Here is a 16,044-nt window from a genome sequence, read left to right as displayed (position 1 = left end):
CCGGCACCCCGGTGCCGTCCGGGCATGAAATCATGGTGGCCACGGCCCAACCGGTGGGTCGTTGCTCTGGGTTGGCGATGGCTCAGGACCTCAGGCCACAGCCTTCAGGGGGAGGAACGATGGCGGACAGCTTCGGACCGATGCGTGACAAGGATGCCGACGACGGCGTCGTCGCCATGGGCCCGGACTCGGGGACTCCACGCAAGGAACCGATCAGAGTCCTCGTGGTGGACGACCACGCCTTGTTCCGCCGTGGTCTGGAGATCGTGCTCGCCGCCGAGGAGGACATCCAGGTCGTGGGAGAGGCGGGCGACGGCGCCGAGGCCGTCGAGAAGGCCGCCGACCTGCTGCCCGACATCGTCCTGATGGACGTCCGGATGCCCAAGCGGGGCGGGATCGAGGCGTGCACCTCCATCAAGGAGGTGGCACCCAGCGCCAAGATCATCATGCTGACGATCAGCGACGAGGAAGCCGACCTCTACGACGCCATCAAAGCGGGCGCGACCGGCTATCTCCTCAAGGAGATCTCCACGGACGAGGTGGCCACCGCCATTCGCGCGGTGGCCGACGGGCAGTCACAGATCAGCCCGTCCATGGCGTCGAAACTCCTCACCGAGTTCAAGTCGATGATCCAGCGCACGGACGAACGCCGGCTGGTGCCCGCGCCGCGCCTGACCGACCGCGAACTCGAAGTCCTCAAGCTCGTCGCCACGGGAATGAACAACCGCGACATCGCCAAGGAGTTGTTCATCTCCGAGAACACCGTGAAGAACCACGTCCGCAACATCCTGGAGAAGCTGCAGCTGCACTCCAGGATGGAAGCGGTGGTGTACGCGATGCGGGAGAAGATCCTCGAGATCCGCTAGGTCCCGTCTCAGCCGAGCAGGCGGGCGAGTTCCTTCGCCAGGGGCTCGCGCAGGTCCGGCGCGTCGACCCGATCCACGCGGACGTCCGTGCAGTCCACCCAGGTAGCCGCCTCGGCCAGGGCCTGGGCGACGGCCGGGACCGCCTTCGGGCCGTCGAGCGTGACCTGCTTGGCCACCAGCGTGCGGCCCTCGCGGGCCGGGTCCACGCGGCCGACGAGACGGCCGCCGGCCAGCACCGGCATCGCGAAGTAGCCGTAGACCCGCTTCTGTCTGGGGACGTAGGCCTCCAGGCGGTGCGTGAAGCCGAAGATCCGCTCCGTGCGCGCCCGCTCCCAGATCAGGGAGTCGAAGGGCGACAGCAGCGTCGTACGGTGACGCCCCCGCGGGGACGTCTCCAGGGCCGCCGGGTCGGCCCACGCCGGCTTGCCCCAGCCTTCGACCGAGACCGGGACCAGACCCGAGTCGGCGATCACCGCGTCGACCTGTTCACCCTTGAGGCGGTGGTAGTCGGCGATGTCCGCACGGGTCCCGACCCCGAGCGACCGGCCCGCCAGGCGGACCAGGCGGCGCAGGCACTCCGTGTCGTCCAGCTCGTCGTGCAGCAGCGCCTGCGGGACGGCCCGCTCGGCCAGGTCGTAGACGCGCTTCCAGCCGCGGCGCTCCACGCACACCACCTCGCCGTACATCAGGGCGCGTTCGACGGCGACCTTGGAGCCGGACCAGTCCCACCAGTCGTTCGTCTTCTTCGCGCCGCCCAACTCCGTGGCCGTCAGGGGGCCTTCGGAGCGGAGCTGCTTGATGACCCGGTCGTAGGCGTCGTCGGGCAGCTCGTGGTTCCAGTGCGGGCGGTCGCGGTAGGCGCGGCGGCGGAAGGCGAAGTGGGGCCACTCCTCGATCGGGAGGATGCACGCGGCGTGGGACCAGTACTCGAAGGAGTGGGTGTCCTGCCAGTAGGCGTCCTCGACCGTCCTCCGGCCCACCGCGCCCAGGCGGGCGTACGGCACGAGTTCATGGGAGCGGGCCAGGACCGAGATGGTGTCGAGCTGTATCGCGCCCAGGTGGCGAAGGACGCCGCGGACGCCGGAGCGACGGTCGGGCGCGCCGAGGAAGCCCTGGGCGCGCAGCGCGATTCTGCGGGCCTCGTCTGCGGAGAGGTCTGCTGTGGGGCGCGGGGTGGTCATGGTCGCAGCGTAGGGGGTGGGACTGACAACGGGGTGTGACCTGCGGGTTCGCCAGGGCGGCCGAGCAGGTCAGCGCGCCGGCAGGTACGGGGCGGTCGACGGGAGGCCCAGGTCCGAGGGGAGCAGCGAGCCCACCCAGGTGTCACGGCGTACCCCCTTGTTGTTCGTCGCGGAGCGCAGTGTGCCCTCGATCGTGAACCCCGCTCGTTCGGCCACCGCGCGGGACGCCCGGTTGCCCACCTCCGCGCGCCATTCGACGCGGTCGAGTGCGGCGCGGGTGAAGGACCAGCGGCAGGCGGTCAGGGCGGCCTCGGTGACGTAGCCGTTGGCGCGGTGCTGTTTCGCGGCCCAGAAGCCGATCTCGCCCATGCCCAGGGCGCGCATCGTGATGCCGAGCATCCCCGCCAGTTCTCCGGAGTGCAGGAAGACACCGAAGGTGAACATGGAGCCGTCCGCCCAGCCCTGCGGGGCCAGTTGCTCCGTGAAGTTCCGGGCGTGCTCGCGGAGGTAGGGAGAGGGGATCGTGGTCCAGCGCTGGATGTCGGGGTCCTGGCAGGCGTCGTACACCGCGTCGGTGTCCTGGGGACCCACCGGGCGAAGCAGCAGGCGGTCCGTGGTGAGGGTGACGGGGTCCATCGGCCGATTCTGCTCGGAGGCAGGCCGCGACGCCATGGGATTGCCGTGCGTGAGGGGGTGATCACGCATTGTGTGATTCGGCCGAGAGGTGCGGCACCATCCGGGAGGGCCGGACGTTGTCCCCTTTGAAGCAGACGTGAATCAGAATGGAAGCAGCGGACGGTCGCCGTCACGGCAGGCCCTCCCGGCGCGGTGGGGTCCTCGCATACGATGGCCGTTGCTCAGTAAGTCAAGTGGTAACCGACCGTCCCAGGCCCGACCGGCAAGGAGACCAACCCCCGTGTCCGTCCTCTCGAAGATCATGCGTGCAGGCGAAGGCAAGATCCTGCGCAAGCTGCACCGCATCGCGGACCAGGTCAACTCCATCGAAGAGGACTTCGTCGACCTCTCCGACGCCGAGCTGCGCGCCCTCACCGATGAGTACAAGCAGCGCTATGCCGACGGCGAGACCCTGGACGACCTGCTGCCCGAGGCTTTCGCCACCGTCCGCGAGGCCGCCAAGCGCGTCCTCGGCCAGCGTCACTACGACGTGCAGATGATGGGTGGCGCGGCGCTGCACATGGGCTACGTGGCCGAGATGAAGACCGGTGAGGGCAAGACACTCGTCGGCACGCTGCCGGCGTATCTGAACGCGCTGTCGGGCAAGGGCGTCCACATCATCACGGTCAACGACTACCTGGCCGAGCGCGACTCGGAGATGATGGGCCGCGTCCACCGGTTCCTGGGGCTCGAGGTGGGCTGCATCCTCGCCAACATGACGCCGGCTCAGCGCCGCGAGCAGTACGCCTGCGACATCACGTACGGCACCAACAACGAGTTCGGCTTCGACTACCTGCGCGACAACATGGCGTGGTCCCAGGACGAGCTCGTCCAGCGCGGCCACAACTTCGCCATCGTCGACGAGGTCGACTCCATCCTCATCGACGAGGCCCGTACGCCGCTGATCATCTCCGGCCCGGCCGACCAGGCCACCAAGTGGTACGGGGACTTCGCCAAGCTGGTGAAGCGCCTCAAGCGCGGCGAGGCCGGCCAGCCGCTCAAGGGCATCGAGGAGACCGGCGACTACGACGTCGACGAGAAGAAGCGCACGGTCGCCATCCACGAGTCGGGTGTCGCCAAGGTCGAGGACTGGCTGGGCATCGACAACCTCTACGAGTCGGTGAACACCCCGCTGGTGGGCTACCTGAACAACGCCATCAAGGCCAAGGAGCTCTTCAAGAAGGACAAGGACTACGTCATCATCGACGACGAGGTCATGATCGTCGACGAGCACACCGGACGTATCCTCGCGGGCCGCCGTTACAACGAGGGCATGCACCAGGCGATCGAGGCCAAGGAAGCGGTGCCGATCAAGGACGAGAACCAGACGCTCGCCACGATCACCCTCCAGAACTTCTTCCGCCTCTACAAGCGCCACGACCACAACGGCAAGGAACAGCCCGGTCTGTGCGGCATGACCGGTACGGCCATGACCGAGGCCGCCGAGTTCCACCAGATCTACAAGCTCGGTGTGGTGCCGATCCCGACCAACCGGCCGATGGTCCGCAAGGACCAGTCGGACCTGATCTACCGCACCGAGGTCGCCAAGTTCGAGGCGGTCGTCGACGACATCGAGGAGAAGCACCGCAAGGGGCAGCCGATCCTCGTCGGCACCACGTCCGTCGAGAAGTCCGAGTACCTCTCGCAGCAGCTCAGCAAGCGCGGCATCCAGCACGAGGTGCTCAACGCCAAGCAGCACGACCGGGAGGCGACGATCGTCGCCCAGGCCGGCCGCAAGGGCGCCGTCACGGTGGCCACCAACATGGCCGGCCGTGGTACGGACATCAAGCTCGGCGGCAGCCCGGAGGACCTGGCCGAAGCGGAGCTGCGCCAGCGCGGCCTCGACCCCGAGGAGCACATCGACGAGTGGGCGCACGCCCTGCCCGAGGCGCTCAAGCGAGCCGAGAAGGCCGTCCAGAACGAGAAGGACGAGGTCGAGAAGCTCGGCGGGCTCTACGTGCTCGGTACCGAGCGGCACGAGTCGCGGCGCATCGACAACCAGCTGCGCGGTCGTTCCGGCCGTCAGGGCGACCCGGGCGAGTCCCGCTTCTACCTCTCCCTCGGCGATGACCTGATGCGCCTGTTCAAGGCCCAGATGGTCGAGCGCGTGATGTCGATGGCGAACGTCCCGGACGACGTGCCCATCGAGAACAAGATGGTCACGCGCGCGATCGCCTCCGCCCAGTCGCAGGTCGAGCAGCAGAACTTTGAAACCCGTAAGAACGTCCTGAAGTACGACGAGGTCCTCAACCGCCAGCGCGAGGTCATCTACGGCGAGCGGCGCCGCGTCCTGGAGGGCGAGGACCTGCACGAGCAGGTGCAGCACTTCATGGACGACACCATCGACGCCTACGTCCAGGCCGAGACCGCCGAGGGCTTCCCGGAGGACTGGGACCTCGACCGGCTGTGGGGCGCCTTCAAGCAGCTCTACCCGTGCAACGTCACCGTCGAGGAGCTGGAGGAGGCGGCCGGCGACCGCGCCGGGCTGACCGCCGAGTTCATCGGCGACTCCATCAAGGACGACATTCACGACCAGTACGCGGCCCGTGAGGCGCAGCTCGGCTCCGAGATCATGCGTGAGCTGGAGCGCCGGGTCGTGCTGTCGGTCCTCGACCGCAAGTGGCGCGAGCACCTCTACGAGATGGACTACCTCCAGGAGGGCATCGGCCTGCGCGCCATGGCGCAGAAGGACCCGCTGGTCGAGTACCAGCGCGAGGGCTTCGACATGTTCACCGCGATGATGGAGGGCATCAAGGAGGAGTCCGTCGGCTACCTGTTCAACCTGGAGGTCCAGGTCGAGCAGCAGGTCGAGGAGGTCCCGGTCGAGGACTCCAAGCCGGTGGCCGACCTCGAGAAGCACGACGCGGTGCCGGCGCAGGCCGGCTCCCGGCCGGAGATCCGCGCCAAGGGGCTCGACGTCCCGCAGCGGCGCAACCTCCACTTCTCCGCGCCGACGGTCGACGGCGAGGGCGGCACCATCGAGGGCGACTTCACCGAGGACGGCGAGCCGGTGCGTTCCGAGGCCGACGGCCTCACGCGCGCGGAGCGGCGCAAGCAGGCGCGCAGCCGCGGGCGTCGTAAGAAGTGACGGTAGTCGCGTAGCGGATCGAGGGGCCGGACACCTGCGGGTGTCCGGCCCCTCGGCGTGAAGGCCTAGTCGGATTCCGGGCGGGGTGGGCGGGGGCCGCCGAGTTCCACCGCCGTGCAGCGCCAGCGGAGGTCCTGGCCCAGTTCCAGGCGGAAGGCCATGGCGCGCAGCCGGTCGCCGGCGCCGATGCGGGCGAAGGCCTCGATGGCGCCCGGGCGGGGCTCGAAGTAACCGATGTCGCGGACGACGGGGCGGGCGCCACGGGTGCGCAGGGGGCCGCGTTCGGCCAGCCAGGCCAGTTCGTCATAGGCGCGTCCGCGGGTGTGGCGGAGCATCGAGTGGACGGGGCGGTGCCCGCTCAGGACGGCGACGAGGAGGTCGGCGAAGAGGTCCGTGGGCCGGGGCTGGGGGACCGCCGCGTGGCGGAAGCCCTGGACCGGAACGCGCGGGGCGGCTTCGGTGGCGCCCGCGCGCGCCGGGGTGGTGGTGTCCGTCCTCCTGCGGGGCGCTGTGCGGGTGGTGGAGGGCGTCGGTGGACGCGTGTCCGCAGGGCGCGTGCGGGAGGTCCTGGTGCGGGCGGAGGCCGGTGGACGGCCACCCGCAGCCGGAGGCCGGGTGCGGCCGCTGCCGGGGGAGCGCGGGGGTGCGGCGCCGGCAGCGGCGGGCGGTGTGGTTCCGGTGCCGACGAGGACGGGCCGGGCGGCTCCGGCGCCGGAGGGGGTGCGCGTGCCGGGTGAGGTACTCGCCGGAGGGCGGGGTGCCGTGTTGCCGGGTGTGCCGGGTGACGTGCTGTGGGGTGTGCCGGGTGAGGTGCTCGCGGGTGTGCTGGGTGCGGTGCTGTGGCGGGTGGTGGGTGAGGTGCTCGCCGGAGGGCGGGGTGCCGTGTTGCCGGGCGTGCCGGGTGGCGTGCTGTCGGGCACACCGGGTGCGGTGTTCGCAGGAGTGTGGGGTGCCGTGTTCGCGGGAGCGTCGGGTGTGGTGCTCGCCGTGGGGCGGGCGGCCCTCGTGGTGGTCGGGGGGTGGGGCTCGTGGGTGGCCGGACGGTGCCGGGTCCTGGTCATGACCTTGTGCATGGGGGTCCCCGTTCGTGGGCCCGGTGGATACCGGGGAGTAACTTCGGGTCGGTGATCTTGTACGGGGCCGACGGGGGCGGCGGCAAGGGAAGCGTGACTCGGGTCGCGGGCGCCGGAATGTTCACCTATCCGGGTGATGTCGGGGGTGTGGTCCCTGTTGGCACGGGGATGCGCCGGGTGAATTCCGGGACCGGGGTGGACGCGTCGGGCGGCACGGGGCGGGACTCGAAAGGGGACGCCCCGCACGTATCCTGAAGGCCCTCCGGAGCCCTCCGACCCGACCACGAAAGCGGCCAGCCATGCGTGTCTACGTGCCCCTGACCCTCCCCGGTCTCGCCGAGGCGTACAAGGCGGGCCAGCTGGGAGCCGGGCCGTTCGTCGCCTACGCCGTGACGCCCGGGCTGCGCGAGTGGTACGTCTCCGACGACATCGAGGAGCTGGAGTACGCGGCGCTCAGCCGGGCCGCGCTGGCCTCGCTGCGGCTGCTGGCGGCCGACCCCGAGGCGCCGCGGCGCCGGGTCGTGGTCGCCGTCGACGTGGCCGACCGGGCCGTGAGCGCGGATCCGGACCGGGGACCCGATCCGTCGGCGCTGGGCGAGGTGCGGGTCGCGGGTGCGGTGCCCCTGGGCAAGGCGGCGTCGGTGCACGCCGACGCGGCGGACGCGGAGGCCGATGTGACGGCGGCCGTCGAGGCACTGCCGGCGGCGGACGGCGGGGACGACGACGCGCAGTTCGTCGTGGACGGGGCGGAGGACCACGAGCTGCTGTGGTTCGCCACGCAGGAGATCCCGAACCTGGTGGAGCGCGGGGCCTGACCGGCGCGGGGCCTGAACGGGCCGAGGGGGCGCGTTGAGGCGCCGTTCTCTTGATTGTCAGTGGAGGCGGGTACGTTTTCGGGCATGGGGATGAAGACGGGCGCGCACATTGTCTGGGACTGGAACGGGACGCTGTTCCACGACATCGACGCGATCATCGGGGCGACGAACGCGGCCTTCGCCGAGCTGGGGCTGGAGCCGCTGACGCTGGAGAAGTACCGGGAGCTGTACTGCGTACCGGTGCCGAAGTTCTATGAGCGACTGATGGGGCGGCTGCCGACCGAGGCCGAGTGGGAGGCCATGGACGACATCTTCCACCGGTACTACGCCGAGCACCGGACGACGTGCGGGCTGACGGCGGGGGCCGTGGAGCTGCTGTCCGGGTGGCGGTCGGCGGGGCGCAGCCAGTCGATCCTGAGCATGTACGTGCACGAGGAGCTCGTTCCGCTGGTGCGGGGCTTCGGGATCGAGCCGCACTTCATACGGGTGGACGGGCGGACCGGGCCGTCGGGGGGCAGCAAGGCCGAGCACATGGTGCGGCACCTGGCGTCCCTGAGCGGGGTGGCGCCGGAGCGGACCGTGGTGATCGGGGACGCCGCGGACGACGCGGTGGCCGCCCTGCACGTGGGGGCCCGGGCGGTGCTGTACACCGGCGGGTCGCACAGCCGGGTGAGCCTGGAAGCGGTCGGTGTCCCTGTCGTGGACACGCTGGAGGAAGCGGTCGCGGAGGCGGAGCGGCTCGCGGCCTGACGGGCAGCCCTGACCGGACCCCGTAGGGGCACTGTGCAGAACGTCAAACTTCCGGGGCTGGTTTTGTACACATACGGCTCATGACGGAGTACCTGCAAGGAGCGATAGCCTTGGTGGCGTGATCAGCGCGATAGTTCGCGGGGACGTCGTCGTCCCTGCCCTGCGCCCGGAGAGCACGGACGACATCCGTGACCGGGCGGCGGTCGCTGGTCTTCGCGGGCGGGACGTGGCATCGAGGACTCCCGGGGCGCCGAGCATCACCCGTACCCAGGCGTCGCAGAGAGCACCGTCACACCGGTGGCGCAGCTCAAGAATGGCTCAGACACCCCCGCTCATCTCACCTTGCGGCATAGCGTCGGAACAGACCGGATACCCCGTGTCACGACGTGAGGTCGTAAGCGCAGAGGCCGTACTTCCTTCTACGTCACGCAACGGCGCGCGACAGGAGCCAGAGGACAATGCAGACCAAGCTGGACGAAGCCAAGGCCGAGTTGCTCGAGAGGGCCGCCCGGGTAGCTGAGAACAGCCCGGTCGGGGGGCACCTACCGACCGGGTCGACGGGCGAGGAGACCCCAGACGCCCAGAAGGCCCCGGACCGCGAGACCCTCCTCACGTTCCTCCAGCGCTACTACCTGCACACGGCCCCGGAGGACCTCACCGACCGCGACCCGGTCGATGTCTTCGGAGCCGCCGTATCGCACTACCGGCTGGCCGAGAACCGCCCCCAGGGCACCGCCAACGTGCGGGTGCACACCCCGACGGTGGAAGAGAACGGGTGGACCTGCAGCCACTCCGTGGTCGAGGTCGTCACCGACGACATGCCCTTCCTCGTCGACTCCGTCACCAATGAGCTGACGCGTCAGGGGCGCGGGATCCACGTCGTCATCCACCCGCAGTTCGTGGTGCGGCGCGATGTCACCGGCAAGCTCATCGAGGTCCTGTCCACCCCGGCGACCGGCGACCTTCCGCACGACGCGCACGTCGAGTCCTGGATCCACGTCGAGATCGACCGCGAGACCGACCGGGCCGATCTGAAGCAGATCACCGCCGACCTGCTGCGCGTGCTGTCCGACGCCCGTGAGGCCGTCGAGGACTGGGGCAAGATGCGGGAGGCGGCGATCCGGCTGGCGGAGGGGCTGCCGGACGAGCCCATCCCCGCCGACCTGCCCGGACCCCAGGTCGAGGAGGCCCGCGAGCTGCTGCGCTGGCTGGCCGACGACCACTTCACGTTCCTCGGCTACCGCGAGTACCGACTGCGCGACGACGACTCGCTGGCCGCCGTGCCCGGCACCGGGCTCGGCATACTGCGCGCGGACCCGCAGCACGCCGGGGAGGAGAGCCACCCGGTCAGCCCGTCGTTCGAACGGCTGCCCGCCGACGCCCGGGCCAAGGCGCGCGAGCACAAGCTGCTCGTGCTGACCAAGGCGAACAGCCGGGCGACCGTGCACCGGCCGTCGTACCTGGACTACATCGGCGTCAAGAAGTTCGACGCCGAGGGCAACGTCATCGGCGAGCGGCGGTTCCTCGGACTGTTCTCCTCCGCCGCCTACACCGAGTCCGTGCGCCGGGTCCCGGTCATCCGGCGCAAGGTCGAGGAGGTCCTGGAGCGCGCCGGGTTCTCGCCCAACAGCCACGACGGCCGTGACCTGACGCAGATCCTGGAGACGTACCCCCGCGACGAGCTGTTCCAGACCCCGGTCGACGAGCTGCGGGCCATCGTCACCTCCGTCCTGTACCTCCAGGAGCGCAGGCGCCTCAGGCTCTACCTGCGCCAGGACGAGTACGGGCGCTACTACTCCGCCCTCGTCTACCTCCCGCGCGACCGCTACACCACGGCCGTGCGCCTGAGGATCATCGAGATCCTGAAGGAGGAGCTCGGCGGCATCAGCGTCGACTTCACGGCCTGGAACACCGAGTCGATCCTGTCCCGGCTGCACTTCGTGGTCCGGGTCCCGCAGGGCACCGAGCTGCCGGAGCTGTCCGACTCCGACAAGGAGCGCATCGAGGCCCGGCTGGTGGAGGCCGCCCGCTCCTGGGAGGACGCCTTCGCCGAGGCGCTCAACGCCGAGCTCGGCGAGGAGCACGCGGCCGAGGCGATGCGCCGGTACGCGCACGCCTTCCCCGAGGGCTACAAGGCCGACCACAACCCGCGCGCCGCGGTCGCCGACCTCGTCCACCTCGAGCAGCTGAACGCCGAGGCGGACGAGGACTTCGCGCTCAGCCTGTACGAGCCGGTGGGCGCCGCCCCGGAGGAGCGCCGCTTCAAGATCTACCGCACGGGCGACGCGATCTCCCTGTCGGCCGTGCTGCCGGTCCTCAACCGGCTCGGTGTCGAGGTCGTCGACGAGCGGCCGTACGAGCTGCGCTGCTCGGACCGCAGCGTGGCCTGGATCTACGACTTCGGTCTGCGCATGCCCCGCTCGAACGGCGGCGACCACTTCGGCGACGACGCCCGCGAGCGCTTCCAGGACGCCTTCGCCGCCACCTGGACCGGCAAGGCGGAGAACGACGGCTTCAACGCCCTCGTCCTGAGCGCCGGGCTGACCTGGCGCCAGGCCGTGGTGCTGCGCGCGTACGCCAAGTACCTGCGCCAGGCGGCGTCGACGTTCAGCCAGGACTACATGGAGGACACCCTCCGCAACAACGTCCACACCACCCGGCTGCTCGTCTCCCTGTTCGAGGCGCGGATGTCGCCGGACCGGCAGCGCGCCGGGCACGAGATCGTGGACGCGCTGCTGGAGGAGGTCGACGCGGCCCTCGACCAGGTGGCCTCGCTCGACGAGGACCGGATCCTGCGGTCCTTCCTCACCGTCATCAAGGCGACCCTGCGGACCAACTTCTTCCAGGAGGCCGCGGGCGGCAAGCCGCACGACTACGTCTCCATGAAGTTCGACCCGCAGGCCATCCCCGACCTGCCGGCACCGCGCCCGGCGTTCGAGATCTGGGTGTACTCGCCGCGCGTCGAGGGCGTGCACCTGCGCTTCGGCAAGGTCGCCCGCGGCGGTCTGCGCTGGTCCGACCGGCGTGAGGACTTCCGCACCGAGATCCTCGGCCTGGTCAAGGCGCAGATGGTGAAGAACACCGTCATCGTGCCGGTCGGCGCCAAGGGCGGCTTCGTCGCCAAGCAGCTGCCCGATCCGAGCGTCGACCGGGACGCGTGGCTGGCCGAGGGCATCGCCAGCTACAAGACGTTCATCTCGGCGCTGCTCGACATCACCGACAACATGGTCGCCGGCGAGGTCGTCCCGCCCGCGGACGTCGTCCGGCACGACGAGGACGACACCTACCTCGTCGTCGCCGCCGACAAGGGCACCGCGACCTTCTCCGACATCGCCAACGGCGTCGCCGAGAACTACAACTTCTGGCTCGGTGACGCCTTCGCCTCCGGCGGCTCCGCCGGCTACGACCACAAGGGCATGGGCATCACCGCCCGCGGCGCCTGGGAGTCCGTCAAGCGGCACTTCCGCGACATGGGCGTCGACACCCAGACCGAGGACTTCACGGTCGTCGGCATCGGCGACATGTCCGGTGACGTCTTCGGCAACGGCATGCTGCTCTCCGAGCACATCCGCCTGGTCGCCGCCTTCGACCACCGGCACATCTTCATCGACCCCAACCCGGACGCCGCGACCTCCTACGCCGAGCGGCGCCGCCTGTTCGAGCTCCCCCGCTCCAGCTGGGAGGACTACGACAAGGAGCTGCTGTCGGCCGGTGGCGGCATCTTCCCGCGCACGGCCAAGGCGATCCCGGTCAACGCGCATATCCGCGAGGCCCTCGGCATCGAGGCCAAGGTCACCAAGCTGACCCCGGCCGACCTGATGAAGGCGATCCTGCACGCGCCGGTGGACCTGCTGTGGAACGGCGGCATCGGCACGTACGTCAAGTCCTCGGCCGAGTCCAACGCGGACGTCGGCGACAAGGCCAACGACGCCATCCGCGTCGACGGCAAGGACCTGCGCGTCAAGGTCGTCGGCGAGGGCGGCAACCTCGGCCTGACCCAGCTCGGCCGGATCGAGTTCGCGCTGCACGGCGGCCGGATCAACACCGACGCCATCGACAACAGCGCGGGCGTGGACACCTCCGACCACGAGGTGAACATCAAGATCCTGCTCAACGGCCTGGTCACGGACGGCGACATGACCGTCAAGCAGCGCAACAAGCTGCTCGCCGAGATGACCGACGAGGTCGGCCGCCTGGTGCTGCGCAACAACTACGCGCAGAACACGGCGATCGGCAACGCCCTCGCCCAGTCCAGCGCCATGCTCCACGCCCAGCAGCGCTTCATGAAGCACCTGGTCAGGGAGGGGCACCTCGACCGGGCGCTGGAGTTCCTGCCCACGGACCGGCAGATCCGCGAGCGGCTCGCCCAGGGCCAGGGCCTGACCGGCCCGGAGACGGCCGTCCTGCTGGCCTACACGAAGATCACGGTCGCCGAGGAGCTGCTCCACACCTCGCTGCCGGACGACCCGTACCTGAAGGGCCTGCTGCACGCGTACTTCCCGACGGAGCTGCGCGAGCAGTTCTCCGACCGGCTCGACGGCCACCCGCTGCGCCGCGAGATCACCACGACCGTCCTGGTCAACGACACGGTCAACACGGGCGGTACGACGTACCTGCACCGCCTGCGCGAGGAGACCGGCGCGTCGCTGGAGGAGATCGTGCGGGCCCAGACCGCGGCCCGGGCGATCTTCCGCCAGTCCCCGGTGTGGGACGGGGTCGAGGCGCTCGACAACAAGGTCGAGGCCGAGGTCCAGACCCGTATCCGGCTGCACGCCCGCCGCCTGGTGGAGCGCGGCACGCGCTGGCTGCTCAACAACCGGCCGCAGCCGCTGGAGCTCGCCGGGACCGTCGACTTCTTCGCCGAACGGGTCGAGCAGGTCTGGGGGCAGCTGCCGAAGCTGCTGCGCGGCGCCGACCTGGAGTGGTACCAGAAGATCTACGACGAGCTGACGGGCGTCGGCGTGCCGGACGAACTCGCCACCCGGGTGGCGGGCTTCTCCTCGGCCTTCCCGACGCTCGACATCGTCTCGATCGCCGACCGCATGGGCCGGGAGCCGCTGGACGTCGCCGAGGTCTACTACGACCTCGCCGACCGGCTGCGCATCACCCAGCTCATGGACCGCATCATCGAGCTGCCCCGCTCCGACCGCTGGCAGTCCATGGCCCGCGCGGCGATCCGCGAGGACCTGTACGCGGCCCACGCGGCGCTGACCGCCGACGTCCTGGCCGTGGGCGACGGCACCTCGACGCCCGAGCAGCGCTACAAGGCGTGGGAGCAGAAGAACGCGGCGATTCTCGGCCGGGCCCGCACCACGCTGGAGGAGATCCAGAGCTCCGACGCGTTCGACCTCGCCAACCTGTCGGTGGCGATGCGCACGATGAGGACGCTGCTGCGCACGCATTCGTAGGCGTACGGCGTGACGAGCGCCCCGGGCCGGTTCCGGCCCGGGGCGCTTCTTCTTGGTGTGCCTTAGGGCGATTCGACTGGAGGACTTACCGGATCCGGCTAAGGCTTGGGTCGTGACTGTGAACCTCTCCGAGGAGCGGGTGGCCGCCCCCGCCCTCCCGGTCAAGCGCGTCCTCCTCGAAGTGGCGAACTTCGCGGTGGTCGGCGGCAGCGGTCTCGCCGTCAACTTCCTGGTGTTCAACGTGCTCCTGCACGGGCTGCACCGGGCCGCCATGGTGGCGACGGTGCTGGCCAGCCTGGTCGCGATGGGCGGCAACTACCTCGGCTTCCGGTACTTCGCCTATCGCGACCGGGCGTCCCGGACCCGGCGTCAGATCGGGCTGTTCTTCGTCTTCAGCGCGCTCGGCGTCGTCATGGAGAGCGGGCTGTTCTACGCCGGGTACCACGGCCTCGGCCTGGACGGGCCCCTCGAGTCCAATGCCGTCAAGGCGGCGTCCATCGTCCTGGCCTCCGCCTTCCGTTTCCTCGTCTACCGGACCTGGGTGTTCCAGCACGATGCGCGCCGCGCCTAGACCGGCCGTCGTCGCCGCGCAGGCCGCTGCCGCGGTGGTCGTCCTGCTGTTGCTCCTGGTCATCGTCCGGCTGCCGTGGGCCGGTGATCTCGGGATGCACGCGGCGACCGTCCAGCGGCTGCGGCACGACCTCGTCGACCCGGGCAATCCGCTCGTCGACGCGGACACGCCGAGCCCGTACTACTCGCCCTGGATGCTGGTGCTCGGCTGCGTCGCCCGGGTCAGCGGCCTGTCGGTCTTCGTCGTGCTGCGGCTGGCGGCACTGGCCGGGCTGGCGCTGCTGGTGACAGGAGTGTGGCGGTACGTACGGACGCTGACCGGTCATCGTGCCGCGCCCGCACTCGCCCTGCTGAGCCTGCTGTTCCTGTGGGGAACGGCCCTGTTCAAGTGGAGCGGCTTCCACGGGCTCAACTCGCTGGCGCTGACGGTGTCGTACCCGAGCCTGTTCGCGCTGGCGCTGGCGTTCCACCTCTGGGCGTGGCTGGGGCGGGCGGTGCGCAGCGGTGCCGGGTGGGGGGTGTGGCCCGGACTCGGGACGCTGTGGGCGGTGATTCTGCTGTGCCACCAGTTCTCGGGGGTGGTGGCGTCCCTGGGGGCGGTCGCGACGGTGGTGGCGGCGCGGCCCGGCCGGCAGGTGTGGCTACGGCTCGGCGGAGGGCTGGCGGTGGGGCTCGCGGTGCTGGCGCTGTGGCCGTACTACGACTTCTTCGCGCTGTTCGGGGCGGGGGACGGGCTGGAGGCGGTGCACCGGCCGTTGTACGAGGACCTGCTCGGGCGGTACTGGCTGGTGCTGCTCGGGGTGGTGGCCCTGGGGATGCGGGTGTGGCGGGACCGGTGGGATCCGCTGGTGCTGTTCTTCGTGCTGGGTGTCGTGGTGGTGGCGGTGGGCGGGGCCGGCGGGCACTACTCCTGGGGGCGGGCGCTGCCGGCGGCGCTGATCCCGGCGCAGCTCGCGGCGGCCGTGGAGGCGTGCGAGGCAGGGCGGCGCGCGGTGCGGGTCGGGTGGGCGTGCGTGCTGGGCGCGGCGCTGGCTGTGGGCGCGTGGACGCAGGTGGGGACGGTCGGGTACGTCGTGAAGCCGCGGGACCTGCCGGAGGCCGTCGCGGAGAAGTACCGGCGGCCGTGGGCCGGGTACCACTGGATGACGCGCTGGGTGAGGTACGGCGATGTGGTGATGGCGCGGGCGGGTCGGCCGGCCCGGCAGATCCCGGCGTACGGGGCGTACACGGTCGCACCGGGGTATCCCGACTTCTTCCTGCCGGACGAGGGGCGGCGGGAGCGGGCGGTGCGGAGGTACTTCGCGGACGGGGTGCCGGGGGAGGAGCGGGGGAAGATCCTGCGGGAGTACGGGGTGCGGTGGGTCGTGGCGGGGGCCGGGATGAGGGGCGCCGGGCTGCGGGAGGTGGCTCGGGGGCCGGAAGGGCAGGTGTTGTACGAGGTGCGGCATCAGGGGCTACTGCGAAGTGGGCGCTGAGGCCGGGTGGGTCCGCAACCCGGCGGAACGGGTGCGCCGCGCCCGCCCGCACCGCCCTGACGGCACGCATGCCCGCGGCCCGGTGGCGCGAGCGGGGTGCCTCTGGGGTCGTCCGTGGCGTCCCCGGTGGTGTGGCTGCCCGC

The 16,044-nt window shown here is 70.5% G+C and carries 10 protein-coding genes; 7 read left to right on the top strand and 3 right to left on the bottom strand.

The features are described 5' to 3' along the window. Positions 1-119 precede the first annotated feature (119 nt). Complete coding sequence (locus ACFY9E_RS12250) at positions 120-866, top strand: response regulator (RefSeq protein WP_390981972.1); 747 nt, start codon at positions 120-122, stop codon at positions 864-866. 8 nt (positions 867-874) lie between these two features. On the opposite strand, the gene ACFY9E_RS12245 is transcribed toward ACFY9E_RS12250, so the two are convergent. Continuing rightward, positions 875-2,047: a DNA glycosylase AlkZ-like family protein gene (locus tag ACFY9E_RS12245; RefSeq protein ID WP_390981969.1), complete on the bottom strand. Its 1,173-nt coding sequence runs from the start codon at positions 2,045-2,047 to the stop codon at positions 875-877. Between the two features lie 69 nt (positions 2,048-2,116). After that, the gene (locus ACFY9E_RS12240; RefSeq protein WP_390981966.1) at positions 2,117-2,683 is read right to left on the bottom strand and encodes a GNAT family N-acetyltransferase; all 567 of its coding nucleotides are present in this window, start codon (positions 2,681-2,683) and stop codon (positions 2,117-2,119) included. Positions 2,684-2,963: 280 nt separating this feature from the next. On the opposite strand from ACFY9E_RS12240, the gene secA reads away from it, so the two are divergent. Then, positions 2,964-5,810 (top strand): preprotein translocase subunit SecA, encoded by a 2,847-nt coding sequence (secA, locus tag ACFY9E_RS12235; protein WP_390981963.1) that lies wholly within the window; start codon positions 2,964-2,966, stop codon positions 5,808-5,810. A gap of 65 nt (positions 5,811-5,875) precedes the next feature. Here the strand turns inward: secA and ACFY9E_RS12230 are convergent, their stop codons facing one another. Continuing rightward, on the bottom strand, positions 5,876-6,871 hold the full coding sequence (locus ACFY9E_RS12230; RefSeq protein WP_390981961.1) for an Rv3235 family protein: 996 nt from the start codon (positions 6,869-6,871) through the stop codon (positions 5,876-5,878). A 311-nt stretch (positions 6,872-7,182) separates the two neighbouring features. Between ACFY9E_RS12230 and ACFY9E_RS12225 the strand changes: the two genes are divergently transcribed. The 5 genes from ACFY9E_RS12225 to ACFY9E_RS12205 all read left to right on the top strand — a co-directional run bounded on the left by ACFY9E_RS12225 (position 7,183) and on the right by ACFY9E_RS12205 (position 15,901). Further along, positions 7,183-7,698: a DUF6912 family protein gene (locus tag ACFY9E_RS12225; protein WP_390981959.1), complete on the top strand. Its 516-nt coding sequence runs from the start codon at positions 7,183-7,185 to the stop codon at positions 7,696-7,698. An 84-nt stretch (positions 7,699-7,782) separates the two neighbouring features. After that, positions 7,783-8,448 (top strand): HAD family hydrolase, encoded by a 666-nt coding sequence (locus tag ACFY9E_RS12220; protein ID WP_390981956.1) that lies wholly within the window; start codon positions 7,783-7,785, stop codon positions 8,446-8,448. 458 nt (positions 8,449-8,906) lie between these two features. After that, on the top strand, positions 8,907-13,856 hold the full coding sequence (locus ACFY9E_RS12215) for an NAD-glutamate dehydrogenase domain-containing protein (protein ID WP_390981953.1): 4,950 nt from the start codon (positions 8,907-8,909) through the stop codon (positions 13,854-13,856). A gap of 112 nt (positions 13,857-13,968) precedes the next feature. Then, positions 13,969-14,427 (top strand): GtrA family protein, encoded by a 459-nt coding sequence (locus tag ACFY9E_RS12210; protein WP_390981951.1) that lies wholly within the window; start codon positions 13,969-13,971, stop codon positions 14,425-14,427. After that, positions 14,411-15,901: a hypothetical protein gene (locus ACFY9E_RS12205; RefSeq protein WP_390981948.1), complete on the top strand. Its 1,491-nt coding sequence runs from the start codon at positions 14,411-14,413 to the stop codon at positions 15,899-15,901. Before ACFY9E_RS12210 ends, ACFY9E_RS12205 begins: the two co-directional genes overlap by 17 nt. Positions 15,902-16,044: the final 143 nt, after the last annotated feature.

The organism is Streptomyces sp. NPDC012466, from assembly GCF_042955215.1.
Classification (GTDB): Bacteria; Actinomycetota; Actinomycetes; order Streptomycetales; family Streptomycetaceae; genus Streptomyces.
This window is presented reverse-complemented; position numbering and strand designations above follow the sequence as displayed.

Coding starts and splice junctions, on each gene's coding strand:
- ACFY9E_RS12250 (WP_390981972.1), top strand. CDS start 120: ATGGCGGACAGCTTCGGACCGATGCGTGACAAGGATGCCGACGACGGC.
- ACFY9E_RS12245 (WP_390981969.1), bottom strand. CDS start 2,047: ATGACCACCCCGCGCCCCACAGCAGACCTCTCCGCAGACGAGGCCCGC.
- ACFY9E_RS12240 (WP_390981966.1), bottom strand. CDS start 2,683: ATGGACCCCGTCACCCTCACCACGGACCGCCTGCTGCTTCGCCCGGTG.
- ACFY9E_RS12230 (WP_390981961.1), bottom strand. CDS start 6,871: ATGACCAGGACCCGGCACCGTCCGGCCACCCACGAGCCCCACCCCCCG.
- ACFY9E_RS12225 (WP_390981959.1), top strand. CDS start 7,183: ATGCGTGTCTACGTGCCCCTGACCCTCCCCGGTCTCGCCGAGGCGTAC.
- ACFY9E_RS12220 (WP_390981956.1), top strand. CDS start 7,783: ATGGGGATGAAGACGGGCGCGCACATTGTCTGGGACTGGAACGGGACG.
- ACFY9E_RS12215 (WP_390981953.1), top strand. CDS start 8,907: ATGCAGACCAAGCTGGACGAAGCCAAGGCCGAGTTGCTCGAGAGGGCC.
- ACFY9E_RS12205 (WP_390981948.1), top strand. CDS start 14,411: ATGCGCGCCGCGCCTAGACCGGCCGTCGTCGCCGCGCAGGCCGCTGCC.